Source organism: Verrucomicrobium sp. BvORR106 (assembly GCF_000739655.1).
Classification (GTDB): Bacteria; Verrucomicrobiota; Verrucomicrobiia; order Verrucomicrobiales; family Verrucomicrobiaceae; genus Verrucomicrobium.
Map to the genome: position 1 here is coordinate 123,363 of NZ_BATR01000162.1, position 25,870 is coordinate 149,232.

General features: G+C 60.4%; 23 protein-coding genes. 16 read left to right on the forward strand and 7 right to left on the reverse strand.

Annotated elements, in window-relative coordinates; genetic code table 11:
- Positions 1 to 26 precede the first annotated feature (26 nt).
- From BV106_RS28300 to BV106_RS37665, 8 genes are all read left to right on the forward strand, one after another.
- The gene (locus BV106_RS28300; RefSeq protein WP_038170593.1) at positions 27 to 857 is read left to right on the forward strand and encodes an FAD binding domain-containing protein; all 831 of its coding nucleotides are present in this window, start codon (positions 27 to 29) and stop codon (positions 855 to 857) included.
- A gap of 30 nt (positions 858 to 887) precedes the next feature.
- Positions 888 to 1,865, forward strand: a complete 978-nt coding sequence (locus BV106_RS36375) for an antibiotic biosynthesis monooxygenase (RefSeq protein WP_051946439.1) — start codon at positions 888 to 890, stop codon at positions 1,863 to 1,865.
- A 29-nt stretch (positions 1,866 to 1,894) separates the two neighbouring features.
- Positions 1,895 to 3,151 (forward strand): PDDEXK nuclease domain-containing protein, encoded by a 1,257-nt coding sequence (locus tag BV106_RS28310; RefSeq protein WP_265596160.1) that lies wholly within the window; start codon positions 1,895 to 1,897, stop codon positions 3,149 to 3,151.
- Positions 3,152 to 3,176: 25 nt separating this feature from the next.
- The gene (gene uraD / locus BV106_RS28315) at positions 3,177 to 3,671 is read left to right on the forward strand and encodes a 2-oxo-4-hydroxy-4-carboxy-5-ureidoimidazoline decarboxylase (RefSeq protein WP_038170383.1); all 495 of its coding nucleotides are present in this window, start codon (positions 3,177 to 3,179) and stop codon (positions 3,669 to 3,671) included.
- A 21-nt stretch (positions 3,672 to 3,692) separates the two neighbouring features.
- A complete protein-coding gene (gene uraH / locus BV106_RS28320) occupies positions 3,693 to 4,049 on the forward strand; it encodes a hydroxyisourate hydrolase (protein WP_038170388.1) in 357 nt (118 codons plus the stop codon).
- A 75-nt stretch (positions 4,050 to 4,124) separates the two neighbouring features.
- Complete coding sequence (gene puuE / locus BV106_RS28325; RefSeq protein ID WP_038170390.1) at positions 4,125 to 5,075, forward strand: allantoinase PuuE; 951 nt, start codon at positions 4,125 to 4,127, stop codon at positions 5,073 to 5,075.
- On the forward strand, positions 5,072 to 5,911 hold the full coding sequence (gene pucL / locus BV106_RS28330) for a factor-independent urate hydroxylase (protein ID WP_038170391.1): 840 nt from the start codon (positions 5,072 to 5,074) through the stop codon (positions 5,909 to 5,911). Before puuE ends, pucL begins: the two co-directional genes overlap by 4 nt.
- A 20-nt stretch (positions 5,912 to 5,931) precedes the next feature.
- Positions 5,932 to 6,735 carry an XdhC/CoxI family protein gene (locus tag BV106_RS37665; protein WP_081892371.1) on the forward strand — a complete coding sequence of 268 codons (804 nt, stop codon included), beginning with the start codon at positions 5,932 to 5,934 and terminating at the stop codon, positions 6,733 to 6,735.
- Here the strand turns inward: BV106_RS37665 and BV106_RS28340 are convergent.
- Positions 6,643 to 7,512, reverse strand: coding sequence for a tetratricopeptide repeat protein (locus tag BV106_RS28340; RefSeq protein WP_038170395.1), 870 nt, complete (start codon positions 7,510 to 7,512; stop codon positions 6,643 to 6,645). The genes BV106_RS37665 and BV106_RS28340 overlap by 93 nt on opposite strands.
- A gap of 97 nt (positions 7,513 to 7,609) precedes the next feature.
- Entirely contained in the window at positions 7,610 to 9,526 is a 1,917-nt protein-coding gene (locus BV106_RS28345; protein ID WP_265596161.1) for a hypothetical protein, read from the reverse strand.
- Positions 9,527 to 9,807: 281 nt separating this feature from the next.
- Here BV106_RS28345 and BV106_RS28350 point away from each other — a divergent pair, with 281 nt between their 5' ends.
- Positions 9,808 to 10,245, forward strand: a complete 438-nt coding sequence (locus BV106_RS28350; RefSeq protein WP_265596162.1) for a hypothetical protein — start codon at positions 9,808 to 9,810, stop codon at positions 10,243 to 10,245.
- Positions 10,246 to 10,253: 8 nt separating this feature from the next.
- Here BV106_RS28350 and BV106_RS28355 read toward each other — a convergent pair whose 3' ends face one another.
- A complete protein-coding gene (locus BV106_RS28355; RefSeq protein ID WP_038170399.1) occupies positions 10,254 to 10,832 on the reverse strand; it encodes a hypothetical protein in 579 nt (192 codons plus the stop codon).
- A gap of 22 nt (positions 10,833 to 10,854) precedes the next feature.
- Positions 10,855 to 11,400, reverse strand: a complete 546-nt coding sequence (locus tag BV106_RS28360; protein ID WP_265596163.1) for a hypothetical protein — start codon at positions 11,398 to 11,400, stop codon at positions 10,855 to 10,857.
- A 152-nt stretch (positions 11,401 to 11,552) separates the two neighbouring features.
- On the opposite strand from BV106_RS28360, the gene BV106_RS28365 reads away from it, so the two are divergent.
- The 7 genes from BV106_RS28365 to bioD all read left to right on the forward strand — a co-directional run bounded on the left by BV106_RS28365 (position 11,553) and on the right by bioD (position 21,206).
- Positions 11,553 to 12,794 (forward strand): Wadjet anti-phage system protein JetD domain-containing protein, encoded by a 1,242-nt coding sequence (locus tag BV106_RS28365; RefSeq protein ID WP_038170405.1) that lies wholly within the window; start codon positions 11,553 to 11,555, stop codon positions 12,792 to 12,794.
- Between the two features lie 135 nt (positions 12,795 to 12,929).
- On the forward strand, positions 12,930 to 13,625 hold the full coding sequence (locus BV106_RS28370; RefSeq protein WP_038170406.1) for a succinate dehydrogenase cytochrome b subunit: 696 nt from the start codon (positions 12,930 to 12,932) through the stop codon (positions 13,623 to 13,625).
- A gap of 73 nt (positions 13,626 to 13,698) precedes the next feature.
- Positions 13,699 to 15,717 (forward strand): fumarate reductase/succinate dehydrogenase flavoprotein subunit, encoded by a 2,019-nt coding sequence (locus BV106_RS28375; RefSeq protein WP_038170407.1) that lies wholly within the window; start codon positions 13,699 to 13,701, stop codon positions 15,715 to 15,717.
- A 63-nt stretch (positions 15,718 to 15,780) separates the two neighbouring features.
- The gene (locus BV106_RS28380; RefSeq protein ID WP_038170408.1) at positions 15,781 to 16,581 is read left to right on the forward strand and encodes a succinate dehydrogenase/fumarate reductase iron-sulfur subunit; all 801 of its coding nucleotides are present in this window, start codon (positions 15,781 to 15,783) and stop codon (positions 16,579 to 16,581) included.
- 309 nt (positions 16,582 to 16,890) lie between these two features.
- Positions 16,891 to 17,052, forward strand: a complete 162-nt coding sequence (locus BV106_RS38945; RefSeq protein ID WP_265596164.1) for a hypothetical protein — start codon at positions 16,891 to 16,893, stop codon at positions 17,050 to 17,052.
- 139 nt (positions 17,053 to 17,191) lie between these two features.
- On the forward strand, positions 17,192 to 20,413 hold the full coding sequence (locus BV106_RS28385; protein ID WP_265596165.1) for an autotransporter-associated beta strand repeat-containing protein: 3,222 nt from the start codon (positions 17,192 to 17,194) through the stop codon (positions 20,411 to 20,413).
- Positions 20,414 to 20,558: 145 nt separating this feature from the next.
- Positions 20,559 to 21,206, forward strand: a complete 648-nt coding sequence (gene bioD, locus BV106_RS28390) for a dethiobiotin synthase (protein WP_038170410.1) — start codon at positions 20,559 to 20,561, stop codon at positions 21,204 to 21,206.
- Between the two features lie 397 nt (positions 21,207 to 21,603).
- Here bioD and BV106_RS28395 read toward each other — a convergent pair whose 3' ends face one another.
- From BV106_RS28395 to BV106_RS28405, 3 genes are all read right to left on the reverse strand, one after another.
- Complete coding sequence (locus BV106_RS28395; RefSeq protein ID WP_038170411.1) at positions 21,604 to 23,481, reverse strand: lysophospholipid acyltransferase family protein; 1,878 nt, start codon at positions 23,479 to 23,481, stop codon at positions 21,604 to 21,606.
- Positions 23,482 to 23,650: 169 nt separating this feature from the next.
- On the reverse strand, positions 23,651 to 25,183 hold the full coding sequence (locus BV106_RS28400; RefSeq protein WP_081892381.1) for a glycosyl hydrolase family 28 protein: 1,533 nt from the start codon (positions 25,181 to 25,183) through the stop codon (positions 23,651 to 23,653).
- A gap of 155 nt (positions 25,184 to 25,338) precedes the next feature.
- Entirely contained in the window at positions 25,339 to 25,854 is a 516-nt protein-coding gene (locus BV106_RS28405) for a hypothetical protein (RefSeq protein WP_038170413.1), read from the reverse strand.
- Positions 25,855 to 25,870 lie beyond the last annotated feature (16 nt).

Sequence of the window (25,870 nt, forward strand, 5' to 3'; positions counted from 1 at the left end):
ACGCCGCCAAGATGGTGGCCCCGAACATGGATCTCCACCACATCACTTCGCAACGCTCTCCCCTCTCCCCGGACGAAGTCCAGGCGTGGGAGCCGGGGTTTGCCTGGCTGGCGGGTGGAACCTGGCTCTTCTCTGAACCCCAACCGGGACTCAACACCCTGTTGGACATGGGGAAGTTCAACTGGTCAGCTCTGCAAGCCGATGAGGGGACCGGCCTGGAGATCGCCGCGACCTGCACCATTGCCCAGCTCCATGAGTTTGGCGGCAGCGCCTCTCTGCCCGAGTCCTGGCGGGCGACTCCGCTCATCCAGACCTGCTGCGAGGCGCTCCAGTCCTCTTTCAAAATTTGGAATGAAGCCACCGTGGGAGGCAACCTGTGCCTGGGCCTGCCCGCCGGCGGTCTCATCTCACTGGCTGCGGCGTTGGAAGGCATCTGCATTGTCTGGCGTCGCAGCGGCGCTCCACAATCCATTCTGGCCAGCGAGTTCGTCACGGGTATTCAGCAGACGACGCTTGGTCCCGGAGACCTGCTCCGCAGCATCCATCTGCCGCACTGGGCTCTGAAGAAACAACCCGCCTGGCGTCGCTTCTCCCAGACTCAGGAAGGGCGCTCGACAGCGCTGCTCATTGGCACCCGTTGTCCGGAGACGGGCGAGGTCTTGCTCACCATCACAGCCGCCACCGTCCGCCCCATCCAGCTGCGATTCCCCTCCCTTCCTACCGTATCTGAGCTCTCCAATCGCCTTCAGGAGTCGGTGAAATCGTCAGATTATTTCAACGATCCCCATGGCACAGCCGACCACCGGCGGCATCTCGTGCACTACTTTGCGCCGCAGATCATTGAGGAACTGGCCTGACTTTCGCTAGTCGTTCAGTCCCGCTTCCCCATGAGTGACCCGCAAGCCCACGCCACTCTCATCTGCACCCTTCCGGCCCGCTCCGGCACCGGCATCCACCGGGCCGTCTCTGCCTGGCAAATTCGCTTCCACACCAAGGTCATCCGGTTTGAGGGGTTCATGAGCGCGGACCTCCTCCCTCCGCCCCACGCCGGCAGCCGGGATTGGAAGCTCATCGTGCGCTTCCGGTCTCCCGCTCAACTGGAGCAGTGGATGCTCTCTGCCGAGCGCGGCTGGCTCATTGCCGAGGCGGAAGAGTTGCTGGCAGACGGGGCGGTCTTTTCTGAAAGTCTTCCCGACAAAGAGGAAACCTCGCATCCAGGCGGCGTGACCGAGATCATCCGCTCCCAAATCCGCCCCGGCATGGAGGAAGCCTACCGTCTCTGGACGCGACGCACCCAGGAGACCCAGGCACGTTTCGAGGGATTTCGCGGTGTCCATATCATTGCTCCCACACCCGGTGACGGCTCATTTGAATGGACCACCCTTCTGCGTTTCGACTCAGAGACCAATCTGGATCGCTGGCGTCATTCGCCGGAGCGCTCCGCCCTCCTGGAGGAAGCTCGGGAGGTCATTCAGAAGACCGAGGCCACCCGCCTCAAGTCACCCTTCCCCGGCTGGACCCCAGTGGATCCCAAGACCGGAGCCGCTCCACCCCGCTGGAAGACTGGCCTGCTCGTCCTCGTCGGCCTCTATCCCCTGGTGATGATCAATCTTCGCTATGTCCGGCCGCTGTTTGCGAGTCTGGACATCACTCTGGTCACGCTGATCCTCAACATCCTGACGGTCGCCGCCACCACCTACATCACCATGCCGATCCTGGTGGCAAGATTCGGGTGGTGGTTGATGCCCGGCAAGATCGAAGGCGACCCGAGGAAATCGATCACAAATACGACCTGGCGCGGCCTGGGAATCATCATGGGTATTCTGATTGCAGAAGCCGGAATCTTTTGGGTCATTCATGCGTAAAGTTTCCAGTTCGGGAGACTTTGATCACTATGTCTTCGATCAAAACGCTTGCACCCCTCCCGTTCTTCATCTTTGATTTTGATGCCTATACGACGATTCCCCTCGCCTCCCTCCTATTCCGTGACCATAGAAGCCCTCATGCGACAATGAAGGGGAAGAAAAAAGAACCTACCAATCCCGAAACGGTTGGCAAACAGTCCCGATCAGGAGCGCATCGCCAAAAGGCCTCCTTTTCCGACGAGAATCAGGTGAAGATAAACAGCCTTGTTTCCTTGGTTGCGGAAATCCGCCGCCTTGTCCAATCCTCTCGGCACGCTGCTTCCTCGGCAATCAACACCTTGCATGTGCTCACGAATTTCGAAATTGGTCGACGCATCGTTGAGCATGAGCAGAAAGGAGCCACAAGGGCCGAATATGGCGCTGCAGTGCTGAAAGAGCTATCCTCCCGACTCACCAGAGAGTTTGGGAAGGGGTTTTCTCGCGCCAACTTGGAGTATATGCGAAAGTTCTTTCTTCTTTGGAGAGACCGCGCACCAGCAATTTCCCAGATAGAGTCTGGGAAATCTCCCTTCGCCTTAAGTTGGTCTCACTATGTCCTGTTCCTCACCATCAAGGACGCAGACGAGCGCAGCTTCTACGAAGTCGAAGCCATCCAAGAAAATTGGTCATTGGCTGAGCTAAAACGTCAAGTGGCTTCCAGCCTCTACGAACGGCTGGCGCTAAGCCGGAAGAAAAAGGATGTGCGTCGCCTCGCCCTCCAAGGACAGACTGTCACTCGCCCAGAAGACGTCTTGAAGGAGCCGTATGTTCTTGAGTTTCTAGGTCTGGACGAGAAAACTGGCTACACGGAGTCAGACCTGGAACAAGCAATCATTGACCGCATTGAGCAATTTCTCCTCGAACTTGGAAAAGGCTTTCTCTTTGAATCCCGTCAACGCCGCTTCACTTTTGACGAAGATCACTACTTCGTCGACCTTGTCTTCTACAATCGGCTCCTGCGCTGTTACGTTCTAATCGACCTTAAGCTGGACAAGCTCACGCACCAGGATCTGGGGCAGATGCAGATGTACGTGAACTGGTTTGACCGCAAAGTGAAACTACCAGAGGAAAACCCAACGATTGGAATACTCCTCTGCAAGCGCAAGAAAGACGCCATCGTGGAGCTCACTCTCCCACCCGACGCCAATATTCACGCCCGAGAATACAAACTTTACCTGCCCACCAAAGAGCTACTCCGCCAGAAACTCATCGAGTGGACTCAGAAGGAGGAAAACCACAAGGCATGAACGCCTCCGTCTTCCCACTTTAGCCATGCCCTCCTTGCCTGAACTCAACACGCTTCCTCAAGACGCCTTCACAGCCGCATTGGCCGGGCTCTTCGAGCACTCGGACTGGGTGGCCGCTCGGACTTGGGCACTGCGTCCTTTCGCCAGTGTGGAGGCGTTGCATGAGACGATGTGCACCGTCATGCACGAAGCAACAGAGGAAGAGAAGCTCACCCTGATTTGCGCCCACCCAGACTTGGGTGACCGGCTTGCCACACTGACCCCGGAATCTGCCTCCGAGCAGGCGGCCGCTGGACTCAACCAACTCACGGCTGCGGAGCAAGCCCGGTTTCACTCCCTCAATGCCGCCTACAAAGCACGCTTCGGCTTCCCCTTCATCCTCTGCGCCCGGCTCAACGATGCCGCGAGCATGCTCTCCGCCTTCGAGAACCGCCTGCCTCATGATCGCGACACCGAAATCGCCACCGCCCTGGCCGAGATCGAAAAGATTGCCAGACTGCGGCTGGAGCGAGTATTCTAGATCAAGGCTCCATAACACTCCATGTCAGGCCGCATCTCCACCCACGTTCTGGACACTTACCACGGCAGGCCAGCTGCGGGCATGCTGGTGGAACTCCATCGCCTGACCGGGGAGTATCGGGAGCCTTTGTTCACCGCCAAGACGAACGTCGATGGGAGGCTGGACGAGAGCATGGTGGATGCCGAGGAAATCACCACCGGGGTGTATGAGCTGCTCTTTCACACGGGAGATTATTTCAAAGACTCCGGCGTGCCAGTGGGCCACCCTCCCTTCCTGGACCTGATTCCCATCCGCTTTGGGGTGGAGAGCCCTCACGCCGCCTATCACGTTCCCCTGCTGGTAGGCCCCTGGTCCTACAGCACCTACCGGGGGAGCTGATCCGCACTTCTTGCGAGACACATCGCAACCAACGGCTTGCCCTTTGACGCCCGCCGGGGCACAATCGCGGGTGCCATGAATTCAGACTCCACCTACCCGCGCGACCTGATTGGCTATGGACGAGAGCCCGTCCACGCCGCGTGGCCGGGCAAGGCCCGCATCGCCGTTCAATTCGTGCTCAACTATGAAGAAGGCGGGGAAAACAATGTGCTGCATGGAGATCCGGGCTCCGAGACTTTTCTCTCTGAAATAATCGGGGCTCCGAGCTACCCGGGCCGTCACCTCAGCATGGAGTCGATCTATGAATATGGCAGCCGGAGCGGGGTCTGGCGTATCTTGAGAGAGTTTGAAAAGCGCGACCTGCCCCTCACGGTTTTTGCTGTCGCCATGGCCCTGCAGCGCCACCCTGAGGTGGCCCGCGCCATGGCGGAACAAAAGCACGAGATCGCCAGCCACGGCCTCCGCTGGATCAGTTACCAGCAAGTGGATGAGGAAACAGAACGCAGCCATCTGGAGCAGGCGACTGCGATCATCGAGGAAATCACCGGCCGCCGGCCTCTGGGATGGTACACTGGACGGGACAGCCCCAACACTCGCAGGCTCGTAGTGGAGCATGGCGGATTCCTCTACGACTCCGACTACTACGGCGATGACCTGCCCTTCTGGACCACCGTGGAAACCGCCTCCGGTGCAAGCAAGCCGCACCTGATCGTGCCGTACACGCTTGATGCCAATGACATGCGCTTCGCCACGGCGCAGGGCTTCAACACCGCCGACCACTTCTTCACCTACCTTCGGGACACTTTCGATGTCCTCTATGAAGAGGGGGCGGAGCTCCCCAAGATGATGTCCATCGGCATGCACTGCCGCCTCTTGGGCAGACCCGGTCGGTTTGTTGCCTTGCAGCGGTTTCTTGATCACCTGGCCAAACACGATCGGGTGTGGATCACGCGCCGTGTCGATATTGCCCGTCACTGGCACCAGCAGCACCCCTTCTCCAGCACGACATCAGGCGCTCCATCATGAAGCTCGTCTCTCAAAACTACGGCAAAGCCCGGGTTCGACTCTGCAAGGTGCTCCGGGATGGCCCCGTGCACTCCGTCAAGGAGCTCACCGTACGCATCGCCCTGGAGGGCGAGTTCACCTCAGGCTACCAGTCGGGGGACAACTCCTGCATCGTCCCAACGGATACGATGAAGAATGCGATCAATGTTCTGGCCTTTCATCATCTGGGAGCGGACAACGAGCCCTTCGCCCTCGTGGTGGGAGAACATTTCCTGAACCGCTACACGCAGGTCACTCAGGTGACGGTGGAGCTTGAGGAACGCGCCTGGAGCCGCCTGGAGGTGGACGGCGTCCCCCACCCTCACAGTTTCGCCCAGACCCAGCGGGCCACACCGCTGGTGAAGCTCATCCAGAGCCGGACCTCCCAGTCACTCGAATCCGGCGTCCAGGACTTCACCCTGCTGAAGACCACCGGATCCAGCTTCAGCGGCTTCGCCACCTGTGAGCACACCACCCTGGCCCCCACAGAGGACCGCCTGCTCGCGACCACGCTCAAGGCCCGCTGGACCTGGAACACCGTGCCAGCCAGCTATCAGGCCACGACCGACACATTGCTAAAAGCCCTGGTGGTGCCATTTGCCGGAAACCACAGCCCCTCCGTCCAGGCCACCCTTTGGCAGATGGCAGAATCCGCGTTCGAGGCCTGCCCAGAGATTCAGGAAATCACCCTCACGCTCCCCAATCTTCACTACTTCTCCCAGAACCTGCGGGCGTTTGGCATCGAAAACACCAATGTCCTCCTGCTTCCCTCTGAGGAACCTCACGGCCAGATCGAGGCCACCCTCTCCCGCAACTGACGCCTGAGCGAGCCTCATCCATGACGACAGACGGTCTACTCCGCGAACTCCTCGCTGCCCGCGCAAGGCGTGAGCCCTGTGTGCTGGCCACAGTGGCCGCCGTCCGGGGCTCCGTGCCGCGCGACAGCGGAGCCAAGGCGCTGATCTTTGAAGATGGTCGCATCCTCGGTTCCATAGGCGGAGGCAAGATGGAAGCCCTCGTCATTGCCGATGCCCTAGATACCCTGACGGATGGCCGCCCCGTACTAAAGACTTACCCGCTGCACGAAGCCAGTCCAGACTCCTTTGGTGCCATCTGCGGGGGTGAGGCGACCGTCTTCCTAGAACCCCAGGCCCTGGGGGAATGCCTGCACGTCTTTGGCGGCGGACATTGTGGACTCGCCCTCGCCAGGCTGGCCATGGACTGCGGATGGCATGTGACTCTGGTGGATGACCGGCCGGACATCCTGCAGGGAGGTGCCGCTCACGTGCTGCATGAAGGACCAGCCTCTGAATACATCGCCTCGCGAGTCTGGCGGAAAAACGATGCGGCCGTCCTGGTTGCGCGGAATTTCCATCTGGACCGGGACGCCCTGGCGGCGCTGCTGTTGCATCCCGGCGCGGGCTATCTGGGCATGATGGGCAGCAGAAAAAAAGTGCGCTCAGTCCTGGAGGAACTGCAAGCTCAGGGGGTTGCCCCGGAAACACTCGCCACCGTCCACGCCCCGGTGGGCCTGGACATCCAGGCTGATTCACCCATGGAGATCGCCGTCAGCATCCTTGCGGAGATCATGGCTGTCATGCGGCAACGGACTGGGAACAGTCTGCGGAACAGTTTGCACTGAATCATCCACGGCAAGCGCAGCGTGAAGCCCGCGTGACGGCGGCGGGAGCGGCCCCAGCGCCGCAACGATCTCGGCGGCCGTCGAGGCCAGAGTTCCTGCTTCCTGAAACTGGCCCAGCGCGCGATGGCTCAGCACCAGCAGCCGACAGGTACGGGCATAGGCAGCCGCCGACTCATCGCTCGACTGGCCGAGCTCCATGCGAACGGCATGAGCCTTCTGGTGCATTTCCAGAGCCTCCTCCAGCCGCATCATGCGGTAGTTTAGAGCACCTATATTGTCCGAGACATCCGCCACTTCCGCAGAGACGGCACCATGGTGGGTGACATACCCTGCCAGAGCCTCCTCGTACCAATGTGCCGCCTTTTCAAAGTCCCCCTGGCCCTTGCAGATGTGGCCGAGGTTGTTCATCAGCAGTGAAAGTGTGGGCGAGGACGAAATCCCCAACCGAGCCGCCAGTTCAGCCGCTTTCTCATACAGCTCTCTGCCCCCTTGGGGCTCACCCCACCTCACCTGCAATTCTGCCAGGAGTGAGCTGATCCCCAGGATCAGTTCGCCATCCATCACCGGAGCATCCAGCAAGCGATAGAGGATGCGACGGTACAGCGCTTCCGCTTGATGGAATGCCCCTTTGCACAACCACAGCTCCGCCAGCACATGCACCTCCACCATCAACTGACCCATGCGCGAAGGGTCGCGGTAAGCCTTGGGGCGCAGCTCCTCCACCAGTTCGTTCTGGAAGGCGAACTCCTGCTCAAACTCTGGGCTCTCAGGGTGCAATGCTAAACTGTCGGGGCTTGGGGGGGCGGGAAGCTGAACTCCCACTGGGGGAAAGAACCGCATCCTTCCACCGATCTCTGACAGTGGCAACCGCAGCTTACCACCAGCACACGCCAACAAAGACGGCCAGGGTCCACAGTCCCTTCAGGAAAGACTTCTTGCCAAAGTCCATGAAGGAGGATTTCCCTGAACCCCGCTCAGGTTCGCGGGCATCGTCATCAGACGTCTCCGGCTTATCACCAGCCACGTCGAAGTCTTCATCGAAGTCAGAGACGGAGCCCATGCTTTCCATGGGTTCATCCACCGGATGCTGGCCACGCAGACGCTGCCGGAGCGCCTCCCGGGGGTCAGCACGATTCATGGCCCCGCCGGCATCGCCACCGTAATCATCTTCGCCTTCAGCATAGACAGGCAGGGGCACGAGACTCTCCACTTGATTCAAGATATCAGCCGGAACCGGCAGGGAGCCCGAGTCCAAGTCCGTAAGCGCCTGCTGCAAACGACAAACCAGGGCCTTCAGCTCGGCAGACCACGAGTCATTTTCTTTGACGGCCTGCTTGGAGACACTGCGAGCGCCACCAAACAAAGCAACCGCGAGGGCGGCGAATTCACGGACGTAGTCTCCACCCTCGCCCGCCTCTGAGGGCTGACGCTCCAATGGGGGCTCCATGAGGCAGCGCAGAGTGGCGTGGGGCCGGGCCAGGACCAGGAAGCTGGGCCAGGCATCGAGATGGCGGTAAGCGAGCTTCTCCACCTCCCGATCCGAAACCCGCGCCGTCACTCTCAAAACCAAGTTCCCAGGGCGCAGATCCAGTCCCTGCAACGCGATCGACTGGGCCTGCTCGACCGCCTGTTTCACCTGGGCAAGCAAGAGGCGGACTTCCACCGGCTTCAAGCATCCCCGTTCCCGCAGCACGTGCAAGAGCGGCAGGTCATGAGCGCGCTCTTCCAGCAGAAAGGCAAGACTCCCCCCCTCCCAGGCACCGGCACATCGCATGATGTTGGGATGCGCGTCCGTTTGCAGATCTCCCAACTGCGGAGCGAGGCAGGAAGGATTGAGCACATTCATCACCCCGGGCGGCGGCAGCAGCTGCACCGTGAGTTTCCGCCCGGAAGGGGCCTCCGTCACCGGCAGGGAAAAAGGATGCCGCTCCCCGCCCACGTCCTCCAGCTGATAACGCCGGGCCAGCACCTCCATGTTGGGGGGATTAGGAAACAATAAATCCCGTAGCGAGGAGTGAGGCACCATGCTCTCCAGCGCCACGACGTGGCGGCGGGTGTCCTTGCCGTGGAGGTCACGACTTTGAGCCAGGAAGGCCTCCTGAACCTGCGCACGAAGCGCCTCCAGGGAGGCGGGCACCTCCCCCGCGACTCCCAGGCAGGCCCGCAGGCCACTGCGCAAACGGCCCGGCAGAGTATTGAGCACCGCCACCCGGTCGGGATGGATCCCGGCCCGCAACGGCCCGGTAAGCAGACGACTCAACACCAGAGACACTTCACGCACCTGGCGGGCCATCTCATCCGGAGCGCTGCCCGCGGCAGAACGACAACGCCCATAGTCCAGAATGCGCAGCCTTAACAAACTGTCATCCTCCAGGCAGACCAGCACCCTCTCCAGACTCACCCCCTGGAGATCCCCACGCACCCTTTGCAGCTCCATGAGCTCGTCCAAAAGATGCAGGACGAGACTGAAGGCGGTGGGCGCAATGAGGGCACCGCGACGGGCAATGTAATGCTCCAGCAACTCGCCGTCACGGAAGGCGGTGACATAGAAAGCAGTGCCTTGAACCTCGCCAGAATCCAGAACGGGTTCGCCACCCTGATCACTCCCGGGAGGAAGGGAAATCTGGAACTCAGGAGCCGTTTCCGCGACCAGATGAACCTCCACCAACTGCCGGTGCCGCCGGTCCACCGCCAGGTACACGTCCTCGCAAGACGCCCTGAACAAAGGCATGGGGGCCTCCCCCGCGCTCATCGCCAGTTCGTAGTGATTGAAACTTCCAATTTGCCGCATGACCGGTCACGATCCCCTTCCTGATCCGCGTTTACGCCGGGGGTGCTGCTTGTGATTTCCTGAATTTCGAGGCACCTAATGTACCATCTCGCAGGCCTACTGCCACGCACATTCGAGTCCGCAAGCACCATGTTACGAAAAATTCTCCCCGGAAACGCCACGCTTCACACAAAAGCGAGCAAAGGTTGGACAATGCTCGTTCCGTATTGGTATTGAATGGATATCCGCACCCAGCCATGAACGGAGCCCCCAGCCCTTCCCGTTTTCTGTCGGCCCTCCCCATGGCTGGCCTCCTCCTCGCCACCACCGCCCTGCTTTCCTGCCAGAATCTGGCTCGGAAAAAGGAGGGGGATCAAACTAAAACCTCTCCGCCAGCCTCAACCCCTGCGCCCGCCACCCCCACGGATGCCCGGTTCATCTATAAGATGGCCGACGTAGAGTCCGTAGCCGTCACCCTCTTACCTGGCCAGACCCGCCAGGCGACGGTGACCATTTCCGGCCTGCTGAACGATGGAGCCACCAGCCTCCATGAGATCAAGCAGCAGAAGATCTCGGGGGGCGTCTTTATCACCGTGATCACCTCCAGGCCCCGCGATGCCATGGCCACCCTGGCCATCATCCCCTTTGAGCGCACGGTGGAAGTCGATCTCACCGGCCTGCCTCCTGGCACCGCCGTCATCACCGTCAATGGCAAGCAAGTCGCGCTGGAGCTGCCTTGATCGTCTGGCTACGGCTGTTTCTTGAATGCGCCGGACTCCCAATCTGCCTCTGTGATCCGATCTTTGAACGGGTAGGGCAACAGGGCTCCGTCGACCAGATAACCGCGGTAGCGTGTAAGGTCGTCATGGTTCCCGAAGTCAATGATTGCCAAGTTCCCACGCTTCAGGACTTCGCCATCGAGATGGTAGGGAACGACGTCCTGCCGAGTATGGGCGACCACCTTGCTGGCCTTAGCATCCAGGCAAACCAGGAAAAAATGCCCTCTCGCCGGAGGAGTATCGCGATCAGCCAGACGTGACCGGATGTAAAAGGCCGTCGCGAGCACGACCGTTTCGCCCTGCCACGTCAATGTCCCCAGATAGTCCGCGGATTTGAGATGATAGGTAGCGCGGACACCACCTTCCCTGTGGTCGCGTGAAGTCAGGTCATCCAGTCCGGAGCTCTCCAGAGCATCGATCACCTTGAGCAAGATCTTGGGATCCGCCACCGGGGCCTCATGTCCCTCCGCTCTGAGACGGCCTTCAGGCAGGCAAGTCAGAAGCAAGGCAACGGCGAGAGAGCGGGAGACGTGCATGATGGATCTCATGGCTGAGTGGGGCCGTCATCAATCAGTTCGATACCCCGGCCTTTGGCTTGGCTTCGGGCGATGTGGGAGCTGCCTTTTTCTCGGCGTCAGCCGGAGCACTGGGTGCCGGGATGATTTTGATAGCCAGCCGTCCCTCGCCTTTAGGCCGGTCAGGGTACATGAGCCTCACGCAGGTGGCTGCGGAATCGACGACTTGCTCAATCGTGAAGGGATACCCCTCCGGAACTTTCGCCTTGGTGGCATCGATGGTGACCAAGAAATCCTCATCGAAGCTGCCCACCAGGCAGGTGATGGAGAGGCCATATCGAGAGACCATGTTCACATCGCCCTTCTCCCGCCAAAACTGGTCTGAAGGCGATACAAAGGGAAGCCCCAGCGCATGGACCCACCACTCCGGCGAAGCCCCTCCGGCGACAAAAGGCACATCGATGATCGTGAGGTAAGTGTCGCTGTCCGAGCCATGGAGGTACACGGGCAGCTTGACGGTTCCAAGGCCAAGCGTGGTCGCCTGCACCCGGGAACACACCATGGCCAGGAAGATCGACAATGACAGGAGGAGGGTTTTCATCGCGGCCCATTTTACCCTGCCGTATCCCCAACGTCGAGACAAACGGCCCATTCGCTGGCCAGACCGGCCGACCTCGCATGCAGGAAACAACCTTTATTCCAAATCCCCGCTCGACCCGCCTCCGTCCCTCTTCTAACTTGAGCCCCATTTCCATGCCCTCCTTTCCCGTTCTCGAAGCACTTGCGAGGCGCTATCACGCCTCCAAGCAGGGGCGCACCGGGACAGGAGTGCGCGACTTCCAGGTGGACTATCCGGACCTGCTGAAACTGGCTGGCTGTACCGATGGAGATTCCCGTGCCCAAGCAGAAAGAGAGCTGACCGCCGCTTCCAACCTGCCAGACAGCAAGCTGGTCCTGGAGCGCCATCCACGCGATCCCTCCATCATCTGGAAGGTTCGCTTGCAGGCGGACGGTGGTGAAGCGTGGCTCTTTGACACGTTAGGAAAACCGACTCCCGCCGAACTTCGGGCTCAATGGGCTGCCTTCTTCCACGCCGCTGCGGCAGACCTGTCCGGCCTGTCTGAACCCTGGCTAGATCGTTGGTCCCGATGGTGCACTGGCCTGGCGAATGCGGCCGATCAAGGACAGTCGATCGCCCCCTTCTCCTTCACCGACAAGGATGCCGCCCCCGAATTTCAAAGGGTATTGAAAGGCGTTCTCAAATGGCAGGGCCCAACGCTCCTTCGGGTTGCGAGCTGCGCGCTCTGCGGTGATTCCAAGCAACTGGAACGAATGGCCCCTCGCCTGAGCCAAGCTTTGAATCAGCTCTCCGAAGGGCTGATCACGAGTCTTGAAGGCGCGGGGCTGACGGAAACCCCACGATCCGTCCTGCTTCACGGTCCTCTGCAGATTCACACGGAATCAGGCATCGTGAATCTTGAGTTGTTGAAGGATGCTTCCCGCATCTCTGCTGCGGACATTGAGAACGCTCTCGCTCTGACCACTACCGCCACCCGCTGCCTCAGTGTGGAGAATGAAACCACCTTTCACCAACTGGTGCGGCTGCAGAGTGGCGTGCTGCTCATTCACACGAGCTACCCCGGTTCTGGCGTGTTGCAGTTGTTCGAGCGACTCCCTGCTGACTTGGAATACTGGCATTTTGGCGATACCGATCCCGCTGGTTTTGACATCCTTCGTGACCTGAGAACCCGCCTCGCCCGGCCCATCCAGCCGCTGCACATGAATTTTCGCGAAGACGAAGATTCTCCTCATCTCTCACCACAGGAGATTCGGCTGCTCGACCGCTTGCTGGCAAGCCCCCAGCTAGCCGATGTGAAACCAGAGCTGGCAGCAATGCGATCCGCCAACCGAAAAGGACGATTCGAGCAGGAGAATCTGGGTCAACCCAGCGCTGGATGGCCATTTTTCCACTTCGCAAATGCGTCGAAACGCTGAAGACAGCGACAGTTTTAACCCATACCACAACCAAACAACCCCAACCGCCGTGGCCGATTATCACAAGACAATTGAGACTTTCTTTTGCCTCTTCTTGCCAAACGGCGGCGTATCGCCATCTTGGAATATCTGCCTATGAGCGCCCTGACTAAGTCCCTTTCCGCGTTTATTTGTTCATCCATTGGCAAGAAATTTCTTGTAGCCCTCACCGGGGCAGCTCTGGTCATCTTCATTCTTGGCCACATGGTCGGGAACCTCCTGATCTTTCTGGGTCCGGATGCGCTGAATGCCTACGGGCACAAGCTGCAAAGCATGGGAGCCCTGCTGTGGGTGGCCCGCATCGGGTTGCTGGTCACGGTGGCGATCCACATCATCTTTACGATCAAGCTCACGCGTGAAAACCGTGTGGCCCGCACAAGCCGGTACGGCTACCAGGCGACCATCCAGGCCTCCAAGTCCTCCCGCTACATGATCTTCAGCGGTCTCACGGTCCTGGCCTTCATCGTTTACCACATCCTGCACTTCACCCTGCACGTGGGGAATAACTACGGAGAGCTTCACACCAACCTCCACGGAGAGACTGTGCATGATGTGTACACCATGGTGATTCACGGCTTCTCCTGGAAGCCCGCTTCTATTTTCTACATCTTCGCGATGGGGCTGCTCTGCTCCCACCTGAGCCACGGTGTTTCCAGCATGTTCCAGACGCTGGGTCTCGCCACCGCCCGCAGCTGGCCGGTGTTCAAGGCCCTCGGCCTGGCCTATGCCGCGTTCATCTTCATCGGAAACTGCTCCATCCCCCTCGCCGTCATGTTGGGCTGGGTGAAGTAAGAGAGAGCCAACCCACCTTCCCTTTCCGCTCCGATCCCCTTTTTCTGACCTCGACCTTTCTCCGTTGCCTGCCATGACCATCGAACCCGATCCTGCTCTGAACGCCAAGATTCCCTCCGGCCCGCTGGCTCAGAAGTGGTCCAAGCACAAGCAGGACTCGAAGCTCATCAACCCGGCGAACAAGCGCAAGTACACGGTCATTGTGGTGGGCACAGGGCTGGCGGGCTCCTCCGCAGCGGCGTCTCTGTCTGAGATGGGCTACAAGGTGAAGTCCTTCTGCTTCCAGGACAGCCCCCGTCGTGCGCACAGCATTGCCGCCCAAGGTGGCATCAATGCCGCGAAGAACTACCAGAACGACGGCGACTCCATTCACCGCCTCTTCTACGATACCATCAAAGGTGGCGACTTCCGCGCCCGGGAGGCCAACGTGTACCGCCTCGCTGAGGTGAGCGCGAACATCATCGACCAGTGCGTGGCTCAAGGCGTGCCCCTGGCGCGTGAATACGGCGGTCTGCTGGCGAACCGCTCCTTCGGTGGTGCTCAGGTGAGTCGTACGTTCTATGCCCGTGGCCAGACGGGACAACAGCTTCTGCTGGGCGCGTACTCCGCGCTTAATAAAGAGATCGCCCGCGGTAACGTGCAGATGTACGCCCGCACGGAGATGCTGGAGCTGGTCGTCGTGGACGGTCACGCCAAGGGCATCGTGGTGCGCGACCTCGTCACTGGCAAGGTGAGCAGCCACTCGGCAGATGCCGTCATCCTCGCCACCGGTGGCTACGGCACGGCCTTCTACCTTTCCACGAACGCCATGGGCTGCAACGTGACGGCCAACTGGCGCGCTCACAAGAAGGGGGCCTTCTTTGCGAACCCCTGCTACACGCAGATTCACCCCACCTGTATTCCCGTCAGCGGCGACTACCAGAGCAAGCTGACGCTCATGTCCGAGTCGCTCCGCAACGACGGCCGCGTCTGGGTGCCCAAGCGCAAGGAAGACTGCGGCAAACCTCCGCACGAGATCGCGGAAGATGATCGCGACTACTATCTGGAGCGCAAGTACCCGAGCTACGGGAACCTCGCCCCACGTGATATTTCCAGCCGCTCCGCCAAGGAAGCCTGCGATGAAGGTCGCGGCGTTGGTCCCGGCGGCCTGGGCGTCTATCTGGACTTCGCCGATGCCATCCTGCGCTACGGCAATGACAAGGCCGGTGGCAAGGAGATGCCGAAGGAAAAGCTCATCGAGATGGGCAAGGCCGTGGTGGCAGAGAAGTACGGCAACCTCTTCGAGATGTATGAGAAGATCACGGGGGAAAATGCCTACAACCAGCCGATGCGCATCTACCCCGCCGTGCACTACACCATGGGCGGCCTCTGGGTGGACTACAACCTCATGAGCACCATCCCCGGCCTGCACGTGCTGGGTGAGGCCAACTTCTCCGACCACGGCGCGAACCGCCTGGGTGCCAGTGCCCTCATGCAGGGTCTGGCGGATGGTTATTTCGTCGTCCCCTACACCATCGCCAACTACCTGGCTAGCCAGAAGCCCGGCGCAGTCACCACCAGCCACACCGCCTTCAAGGAGGCGGAAGAAGCTGTCAGCGTCCGCACGAAGAAGTTCCTGGACAGCAAAGGCAAGCGCAGCGTGGACAGCTTCCACCGTGAGCTGGGTCTCCTGCTCTGGTCAGAGTGTGGCATGGCCCGCAGCCGCGAAGGCTTGCAGCGCGCCATCGACAAGATTCCCCTGCTCCGCGATGAGTTCTGGAACAACGTCGTGGTCCCCGGTTCCGGCGAGCAGTTCAACCAGGAGCTTGAGAAAGCCGGCCGCGTGGCCGACTTCCTGGAGTTCGGCGAGCTGATGTGCCGCGACGCCCAGCATCGTGAAGAGAGCTGCGGCGGTCACTTCCGTGTGGAGTACCAGTACACCAAGGAGGACGAGGCCGCCAAACGTGGGCAGGCTGGTGAAGCGCTCCGCAATGACGACAAGTTCGCCTACGTGGGTGCCTGGGAGTACTCCGGCAACGTTTCCGCCCCCGTGCTGCACCGTGAGCCGCTCAACTACGAAGAGGTGCACCTCGCCGTCCGCAGCTACGTGTAGTTTCCCGTCACCTCCGCATTTTCGTTTTCGACTCCGTTCCGCAACTTTTTCACTGCTCCACCCATGGCCCGCATTCTTAATCTCCACATCAAGGTCTGGCGTCAATCCAGCACCAATGCCAAAGGAAGCTTCCAGGAGATCGAGGCAAACAACATCCCTGAGACGGCCTCGTTTCTGGAGATGCTGGACATCGTGAATCAGCGCATCATCGAGTCGGGTGGCGATCCCATCGCGTTCGACCACGACTGCCGCGAAGGCATCTGCGGCGCATGCTCCATGGTGATCAATGGGATCCCCCATGGCCCTGAGCGCGCCACCACCACCTGCCAGCTTCACATGCGCAAGTTCCATGATGGCGACACCATCTGGATCGAGCCCTTCCGCGCCAAAGCCTTCCCGGTCATCAAGGACCTCGCGGTGGATCGCAGCGCCTTCGACCGCATCATGACGGCAGGCGGGTTCATCAGTGTCCGCACCGGCTCCGCTCAGGACGCCAACGCGCTGCCCATTTCCAAGGAAGCAGCTGACGCCGCCATGGATGCCGCCGAGTGCATCGGCTGCGGTGCCTGCGTGGCCTCTTGTAAGAACGCGAGCGCCATGCTCTTCGTCTCCGCCAAGGCCGGCCAGCTCAACAGCCTTCCTCAGGGGCAGCCAGAAAAACACCGCCGTGTGCTCGGCATGGTCAAGACCATGGACGAAGCCGGTTTCGGCAATTGCACGAACCAGTACGAGTGCGAAGCCGCCTGCCCCAAAGAAATCAGCGTCCGCTGGATCACCAAGCTCAATCGCGACTACGCCATGGCTGTGACCCACGAAGCCCTCCTCGCCCCCGTAGGCAAAGGCAAGGGTGATGGCGGCGGTTAGTTGAGGAAGATAGTTTAAGGGACGTTTGATCCTGTTGGGTGAGCTTGGCCTCCGGGCCAAGTAAATCAGTGGGCAGTGGTCAGTGCGTCAGTGAATATCGCTTGGACGGCTGGTGAGGTTGCGCCGCCGTTCCGCCTCACCTCATTCACAGCTCTTCGTCGAAGAGGATGCGGCTAAAAGCCCAACGTTGACGAGCTTCCAGCGAGTCTACGTTAGGGTGACAAGAAGACGAAACCTACTCCGAAGGAGTTGCGGCGGTCTTCCACGCTCCGACTAAGCGGCTACCACGTCCACACCTGGCCGGGAGCCATGGATGGACGCAAAAGCAACCAGCGGCAGCGCCTCAACCAGCGGCAGCGCCTCAACCAGCGGCAGCGCCTCAACCAGCGGCAGCGCCTCAACCAGCGGCAGCGCCTCAACCAGCGGCAGCGCCTCAACCAGCGCAGCGTCTCAACTTCCTGTATGTACTAAGCAACTTCTTTAGAGAGTGCAATTCTTCTAGGTTTTGCCGCTCGGGTTTGATAAATTTCAGCCCGAAAAATCAAACCCCCAAATGCGCTTTCCAACTTCATCCCCTTCAATGGGAGATGTCCGCCTGCTTCGTCGCGGGATGACTCTCATCCTGAACGCTCTGGCGGCGACAGCGGGCTTCGCTCTGATGTCTGCTTCGCAGATCCAGGCCCAGTCTTTGTATTGGGATGCCAATGGTACCACCACCGGCACGGGTGCTACCAGCACCAGCACTTGGGACACGACACTCTCCAACTGGAGCACTGACTCCACTGGAGTTGCGGCGCCAGGTCTGTGGGCTGATGGAAACATCGCCGTCTTCAGCGCAGGCACAGATGGCACCGGCATTCAGACCATCACCGTCTCCGGCACGATCAATCCGTTGGGGATTACCGTGGAAGAGGGCGCGGTGAATCTCTCAGGTGGCACGCTGGATCTGGGTGGGGATGTCGTCTCGGTGGCAACGGGCACCAGCAGCATCAGTTCCGTGGTGAGCGGCTCAGGCATCTTGACCAAGTCGGGCGGTGGCACCCTGATACTAAGTGGCAGCAACACCTTCACGGGCACCATGACGACAGGCGCAGGCATTCTCCGTGCCACCACCAGCGCCAGCGCATTGGGCACCGGGGCAGCCACCGTGAATCTCAATGGTGGAACGCTCTGGCTCGCTAATGACTCGACCACCCCGCTGGCCTTCAACCGCAACACCACCGTCTCGACCGCTACAACCGTGACCCTAGGGCGCCTCACTGCGGGCAACGGTGGGCAGACCTTCGCCATGGGTACCCTGGCCATGGGCAGCGCCATTCTCACCGTGAACGCCGATAGCACGACGCTGAATGTGACAAACAACGCCGCGACCACCCTCACCTTCGGGGCCACCACCTTCTCTGCTGACGCGACCTTCAACATCGTGAACTCGACGGCAAGCGGTGGCAACACCACTGTCAGCTTGGGGGCCATCACCAATGACGGCACCGCTCGCAACCTCATAAAAACCGGCAACGGGCGGCTCACCCTCACCGCAGCCAACAGCTACGGCGGCAAGACGAGCGTCACCGGAGGCCTGCTCAGTATTGCAGCCGAGGCCGCGCTGGGGGCGGCCCCAACGCCCGACGCCGCGGCAGACCAGCTCACTCTGAACGGAGGTGGGCTTGAAATCAGCACCAGCATCGCACTGAACGTCAACCGGGGTATCACCCTGGGGTCGGCTCATGGCACCCTGGACGTGAACTCCGGGTTGACCCTCACCGTCAACGGCGTCGTCACCGGCACCGGCAACCTGATCAAGGCGGACTCTGGCATATTGGTCCTGACTGCAGCCAACACCTACACCGGCACCACTGTGGTAGCCGGGGGCACCCTCCGGCTGGACCAAGACATCGCCAGCGGCGCGTCCTCCGGGCATCTGGGTAGCAGCACGGCCGCCATCCAGGTGGCCTCGGCCAGTCTCATCACCAGCGGCAGCTACACCATCAGCCGGGGCGTTCAGGTCAACGCCTCGGGCGGCATCACCACGCTGGGCACGCAGGCCGCCACTGGCACTACCACCTTCAACGGGAACATTACCAACAACAACAGTGGCAACAGCCAGCAGCTCAACTTGCGAGCCGAAGGCACAAGCACCGTGGTGTTCAATGGCATCATCAGTGGGAACTCCAACAATAACTTCGATGGTGACTCCTCCGTGTACACCAGCAGTACCGGTACGGGCACGGTGGTGCTGGGAGGAAACAACACCTACCGCGGCTACACCCAGGTGAGCACGAATACCACCCTCGTAGCCCGCCACAACAATGCGTTGGGCACGGGTACTACGGGGATCTCCTTTGGCACCGGCGTGGTCGCGGGCGCCACGCTTGAGTTGCAGAACAACATCACCACACCAGAGGAGATCATCATCAATGGCACCGGCGTGGCGAGTGCCGGAGCCCTCAAAAGCTCTGGAGGAAATAACTCAGTGAGCGGTCCCGTGACGCTCGGTTCTGCCGCGACGGTGAATTCCGCCACGGCCGGCCAGACGCTTACATTAGCCGGGAATGTGAAGGCCGACTACGCCCTCACCGTCACGGGAGCGGGCAACACCATCATCAGCGGCGTCGTCTCAGGCCAGACGGGCTATGTGGCAGGTCTGAAGGAAGGACGCGTCACAGCTGGATCTTCGTTCAACACCACCACAGTCAACCCCGGTGGGGCACAGGTGCTCTCAGCCATCGCAGGGTACTCCGCAGACAAGACAACCGCTGGAAAATGGGCCGATCAGGAGACATGGGTTTACACAGGCCAGTTTTTTGATGCCGATGGCAAGTTTGCATTTGCCGAGAACATCGACGACTCCGTACAGATCATCGTTGACGGCAAAGTCGTCTTGACGAACTCCACCTACAACGTCGTCACCACCACCAACTCGACCACGGCCAACGGCGCTCCCGCGGGCAACATCACCTCCGATTTCGGCATGGGGACCAATGGCGACGGCTGGCACACGATTGAGATCCGCTTTGGCAATGGTGGGGGCGGGGCCGGCCCCGTGGTGGGTTCGGGATGGACCTCGACCTTCGGCTTCGGTTACAACCCGATGGCGGGTGGGACCCCGGTCGTCTCCTTCAATGCGAGTGATTACCTCAAACTCCAGGACGATGGCTCCGGCACGCTGCTGCGCACGCAAGTCTCCAACAGTCTCAACAAAACCGGCACTGGCATCCTCACCCTGAGCAATGCCAACACCTATGATGGACCGACCATGGTCACTCAAGGCACCCTGCTGGTGACCAATCTCGCCGGCTCCGGCACGGGCACGGGGGCGGTTTCAGTAGCCAGCGGTGGCAGTCTGGGTGGCACCGGCCGCATCGCGGGCAGCACGGTCGTCAGCGTGGGTGGGAGACTCATCATGGGCGCAGACACCGCCGCAGTAGGCACAGATTTTGGCATCGGCACCTTGACCTTTGACTCCAGCCTCACCGTCTCCGGCACCATCAACTTCGACCTCGCCTCAAGCACCGTCTTCGACAAGCTGAGCGTGGGCGGGCTGTTGAGCCTGGATGCCAACACCATCATCAACGTCAATCTTGGCACCTTCACCCCCACTGGTTCGGAAGTCTTCGACATCATCGATGCGAGCTCCATCGCCCTCAACGGCTTCAACCCCGACAGCTTGGGCGATCTCGTGCTGCCAAGTCTGGCACCAGGCTATCAGTGGGACACCACCCGCTTCGCCTCCGATGGCATCATCGCTATCGCCGTGCCCGAGCCATCACGGATGATCCTCTTCTTCATGGGATTTGCAGCCTTGGTGTTGCGGAGGAAACGCGCCAAGGGTTGATGAAGCACTGCCGGGGCACCCCACCTATCAAAGATTGCCCCTTGCCTGCCCCAAGCGTAGCGCCTAAACCAGCGTAGCGCCTCAAGGGCCCGCTTGCGGGCCACCTCAACCAGCGCAGCGCCTCAACTTCCCGCTCTACTCCCCCTTGAACTTGTTCATCACCGGCACCGACACTGACGCAGGCAAGACGTATGTGACCCGACTGTTGCTGGATGCCCTGAAGCAGAGCGGCATTCAGGCCGCAGGCTTCAAACCCTTTTGTTGTGGCGGGCGGCAGGATTCTATTTTGCTGCACCAAGGGAGCGCCGAAGGCCCCGGGTTTACCTTAGATGAGATCAACCCCATCTGGCTCAAGACACCCGCCTCGCCCTTCACCGCCGCACTGATCGAGAACCGAAAGCTGGACTTTGCCGGACTGCGAAGAAGCCTCGATAACCTCACTTCCCGGGTCGATCACGTGCTCATAGAGGGTGCGGGTGGCTGGGAAGTCCCCCTCGCTCCGGGTTACACCCTGGCCGACTACGCCCAGGAGATTGGCTGGCCCGTGCTGGTGGTGGTCAACAACCGTCTCGGAGCCCTCAACCACACGATCCTGACAGTGAAGAACATCCAGGCCCGGGGCCTCAAGTGTGCTGGCTTGGTGCTGAACTACGCCCACGAAGAGCGTGATGCCGCGAGCATCTCAAACCGCATGGTGCTGGAATCCATGGACCTCGCCCCCGTGGTGGCAGACATCATGCACGGCGAGACCGATGGTCGGGAGTTGCTGGATGCATTGCAGGAGTGGATGTAAGAGCGCCTGACTGGCTGCCACCGGGCAACTTCGATGCGACATCGAAGGCGGGATGGTTTGGGTACCGCAAGGGTTTGCGATGTCGGAGGCTCTTGCAATTCCAAGTCATCACGTCATGCCCAGCGTCTGGATGCGAAGCATCTGTGGAGTGCGGCGAGAATCGCCGCTTTCGGGAGTCCTGTGTAGACCTCGAACCAGAGCACGTGAACGCAGGCATTTGACCAGCAGCGCAGATTGGCAATCGGCACAAAATGGTAACGAAGCACAATGGCGGAAGTTGCCTGAGCAACCTGAAATCTGCTCCGAACCCTCAGCCCCGTCCTCAGAGTGCACGCCCTGTGCACCCCACATCATTCGTCATCTAACTCATAACCCCTAACACTTAACGCCTCCCCACCTAACCCTTAACCTCCGTCTCCTTCGCCACCTCCACACCGTGGTGCTTGAGATACTTGGCGCAGGCTTCTTCTCCCATGTACTTCGCAAGCAGCTTCGGATCGGTTTCCGTCACATCCACGAGGATGAGTCCGTCCAGGCAGGAGCCGAAGTCCTTGTCCACGTTGAAGCTCAAGAGCGTGCCGTTGAGGCGCAGGTAGTGTTTAAGCAAAACCGGAATACCCTTGCCGTCCTCCTCCAAGCTGGAAATCAAGGCGGAGAAGTCATCCACGTTGCCCAGGTCCGCGGAAATAAACTCCCGCAGGATTTTGCGATTCTTCCCATAGCGGAAGGGCTTGCGCGGCTTTACCAGCGTAGCCAGATCAGGGTGGAAGTTGTTCTCCCGGAGGAACTCCACCATGAGCTTGCGTGAAAGCCCTTGGTAGGCCTGACTGATGCTGACCGGACCATAGAGCTTGGTGTAGTGGGGATTCTGGCACACCCAAGTGAGCACCCCCTTCCACAAGAGCGGCAGCGCCGTGACGCTCCTCTGATAGTTTGGAGCCACAAAACTGCGCCCCATCTCCAGTGCCTGTTCCAGATGTTTCAGGAAGGGTTTCTGGAACTTGAACAGCGTACTGGTGTAGAGCCCCTTGGCCCCGTAGCGACGCATGATCATGTCAGCACGGCCGAGACGATACGCCCCTGCAACGCGGCGCTCTTTGTCGTCCCACAGGAAGACATGGAGGTAGTAGTCATCGAACTTGTCCAGGTCCACTTCCTCACCGGTGCCCTCGCCCACCAACCGGAAACTCACCTCCCGCAGGCGCCCAATTTCCCGGAGGAGATTGGGGATCTCTGGAGCAGAGGCGATGAAGACACTGAAGTTGCCCTGCTGCGCGATGGGTCCGCCTGTCTGCCTGAGCGCGGCGATCTCGGCTTCGAACGCCTGCTGCAACTGCGGGCTGTCAGGAGCCAGCGGCACCACTGGAGCGGCAGCGATTCCCGGCGCAGAAGCCGCAGGTGCCGCTGTGGAACCGGAGCCTCCACCGAGCCCTTTGAGGGGAGCCTTGGGTCGCTGGCTCAAGATGAAGGTGTGAAGACGCAAGTAGCGGGTCAGACTTTCATCGTCCTCAAACTTGCGCAGACGGTTGAAGGGGATGGGCTGCCCCACCTTCACCGACACCACGCCCTGGTCATTATGAAACAACTCCCGGAAGAGCAGGCCGGTGCGCAGCATGGGATGCACCAGACCGGCTCCATGAAACAACACGCTGTTCTGCCCCTCAAAATAGACCGGCAGGACGGTGGCCTTTGTACGACGGACCAGAGCCCCCACATGGGAGCTCCACGGGCTCTCCTCCACACCGCGTCCCATCTTGAAATGGGCCACCTCACCGCTCGGGAAGATGGCCAGCGCGCCCCCCTGCTTGAGGAAACGCAGCGCCTCCTTCATCGGGCCGAGATTGCGTTGGGCACTGTTTTCCCCGTTGAAAGGATCCACCGGAATGATCCAGGGGCGCATTTCCTCCATCTCCCCCAGGAGGAAGTTGGTCATGAAGCGGACGTAGGGCCGATACTGGGAAATCAGATCCCCCAGAATCACCGGATCCAGAATGCCGAAGGGATGGTTCGACACGATGACGAGCGGTCCTTCCGACGGGAAGGTGAAGTTCTGAGGCAGATCCACCTCATACTTCGTGCCGATCTCTTGAAGACCCGATGAAAACCAGGCCCGGGCTGACGGATAGTCCGGGTGCTTCACGTAGCGATCACGAGTGCGTTCATACAGATGATTGAACGAACGGATGCCGAGGCCACGCTCTACGACAGGGGCTGCGAGTTTGTAGAGATTCCGCTTAAGAGGTCCCTGCAAACGAGAGGAAAGGTCGATAACCATGCGATGTGCGTCAGCCAGGTAGATGAATCGGGGTTTGAAAGTGCGGCCTTAACACGGGGAACGGTGCGGGGCGTGCCGAAAGAGTCAAGGAACAAGGCTGTCACCTTTCTATGAATGAAAGGTCCTTCATCCTGAGGCAGTCCGACCGGTCGGATGACGTCTTCCCCCTTCAATCGTCAAAGCGCACATCCTCAACGAACTCGCCCATTTTGATCCCCGCACCCTCTGCTGAGACCACCGGAAGCCCTGCCATTTCCATCCCTGCGAAGGTCACCCCCCGGATGCAGCTGTCCGGTCCCAAACCCCGCAGAAAGCCCGGGCGACGCTGTTTGAAGCTCACGTCCTCAAACCGCACCCCATTCACCCTTCCCCCGTCCAGCAGCTGAATCACGATGCCGTTCCGGCCGCAGTTCTCCACCCGGATGTCTTTGAAAACGATCTCGTCCCAGTCCGCTTTCCCCTCCCCGTGCATCACATTCATGGCATCCCGGCAGTGAATAATGTCAACATCCTCAAACCGAATGCGTTGGAGCGGAGAATGGGCCTGCGGTCCGCAGCGGAGGGCCCGCCCGCTCGTAAGCGCCATCAGTCTGCGGAACACGACCTGCTCACTCACCGCATCCTCTGGGGAAGTCACGGCAAAGGCGTCCTCCGTGGTGTACACCAGGCAGTCCTCCACCAGGGCACGCTGGGTGCCAGCGAGCCGGATGCCATCCACCCGGTCGTTACTGCTCAGGTCATTGATCACCTTTACCCTCCGCATGGCCACATCCTCGCAATGCGTCACTGGCAGCGCCACCGCAGTCGCCTCCTTGCAGATCACTCCTTCCAGAGTCACACAGCGTGATCGTTCTACGGAAACGCAGCTGGCCAGCAATCTCCTCCCCTCCCGGTTGTTGGCCTCCCCTGCCAGAGCTTGGCCACGGGCATCCAGAGTGCCCCGCCCGAAGATCCGCACGTGCTCCGCACCATTCACTTTTATCAGGGCGGTGGTCCCCGTCTTTCCCGGAGTTGTGGGATATTCCGGGTAGCTTTCCGCATCATCGCTGCCCTGCAGCACCGCCCCAGGAGCCAGGTAAAGCTGGGTCCGGCTTCGCAGGTGGATACCCGTGGTGGTGTAGAGGCCGGGAGGCAACATGACCACCGCCTCATTCGCCAGCGCCCCTGCGTCATCGCAGGCCTTTTGAAGCATCGCGGTGCTGTCTTTGGCCCCGGACCGATCCAGATTGTAGGGCGCAGATGATACATCCAGAATTTTCTGGCGCTCTGGAAGTTCATCCTCGGGTGGATCCGCCAGCAGGAGGAGTCGCAGCCCGTTCACCGTCACCACCATGTAGTGGGAGGTGAGCATGGTGAATTTCAGACGGCCACGCTCCATCCGAGTGGGCACATCACACTTCTCAGGGCTCATCGCCCAGTGCCGCACCCCACCAGGCACCTCCACCTCCACCTCAGCAGAGCCTGGTAGCGTCAGGGGCGCGTAAGTGCAGTTTAGCCGGCCTTCCACCCAGTGCTCGATCACCGGCACCTGCTTGTCATTCACCCACACATTGATTACCGGAGGTCGATTCCCTGCCTCACGAGCGAGCAGCTCCCCTCCAGCCATCACAAAAAAGACCCCAAAGACCAGGAGTAGCGCCCGAGCTGGAAAAACAGCTCTCCCACCGGTCCGCACCGGGAATCCGGAGATTGGCGGCTTCATGGCAAGGTGGGTGACTGATCACAGGTGGCAAGCACCCCACGGCGGACAGGCCCGGGCAGCCTGTTCACCCTATCCGTTCTTGAGACAGTTCCTGCCTGCGCGGCGTTGCGAAAAAGTGGGGCCAGGCCCGACAAATCGTAAGCGTCACGATTCGATCAGAGCGTCGAATCCGCCGATTCGGCCACGCGGACCGCAGGTTGAGTCTTCGCCAGACGTTCAAGCGTCTCCAGCATGTCTCCTTCGGATCGCATGACCTGCAGGTCCACCGGCTTCACAGCCCCGTCCAGATCCAGGACGAAGTTCTTCCCCACCGCGTCCGAGACAGCCAGCCGAAGCAGGGGATGGTGATACATCCCCTCGCCCACGCGCAGAAACCCCAGAATGGTCATGTAGGCCCAGATCTGCCTGTCATTGGGATGTACCGCAGCGCCATTGCGTGTGCGATACCAGGGCTGCGTCACCACCAACCGCACCCCCTGCTCCCCCGGAAACTCGATCCAGCCCGCCAGCTTGTAATCGTCACCAAAGACCTCATTGGTGAGCGCCAGTCGTTCCAGGTAGAGTTCGATTTCGGAGCGATCAATGACCTCCATTGGCTGCAGGGTGAACTTGACCACCCGGCCTGCGGCCAGATCAAACCGCACCTCGTGCTCCGCTCCTGCAGCCCTCATCAGCGGGACGATGCGG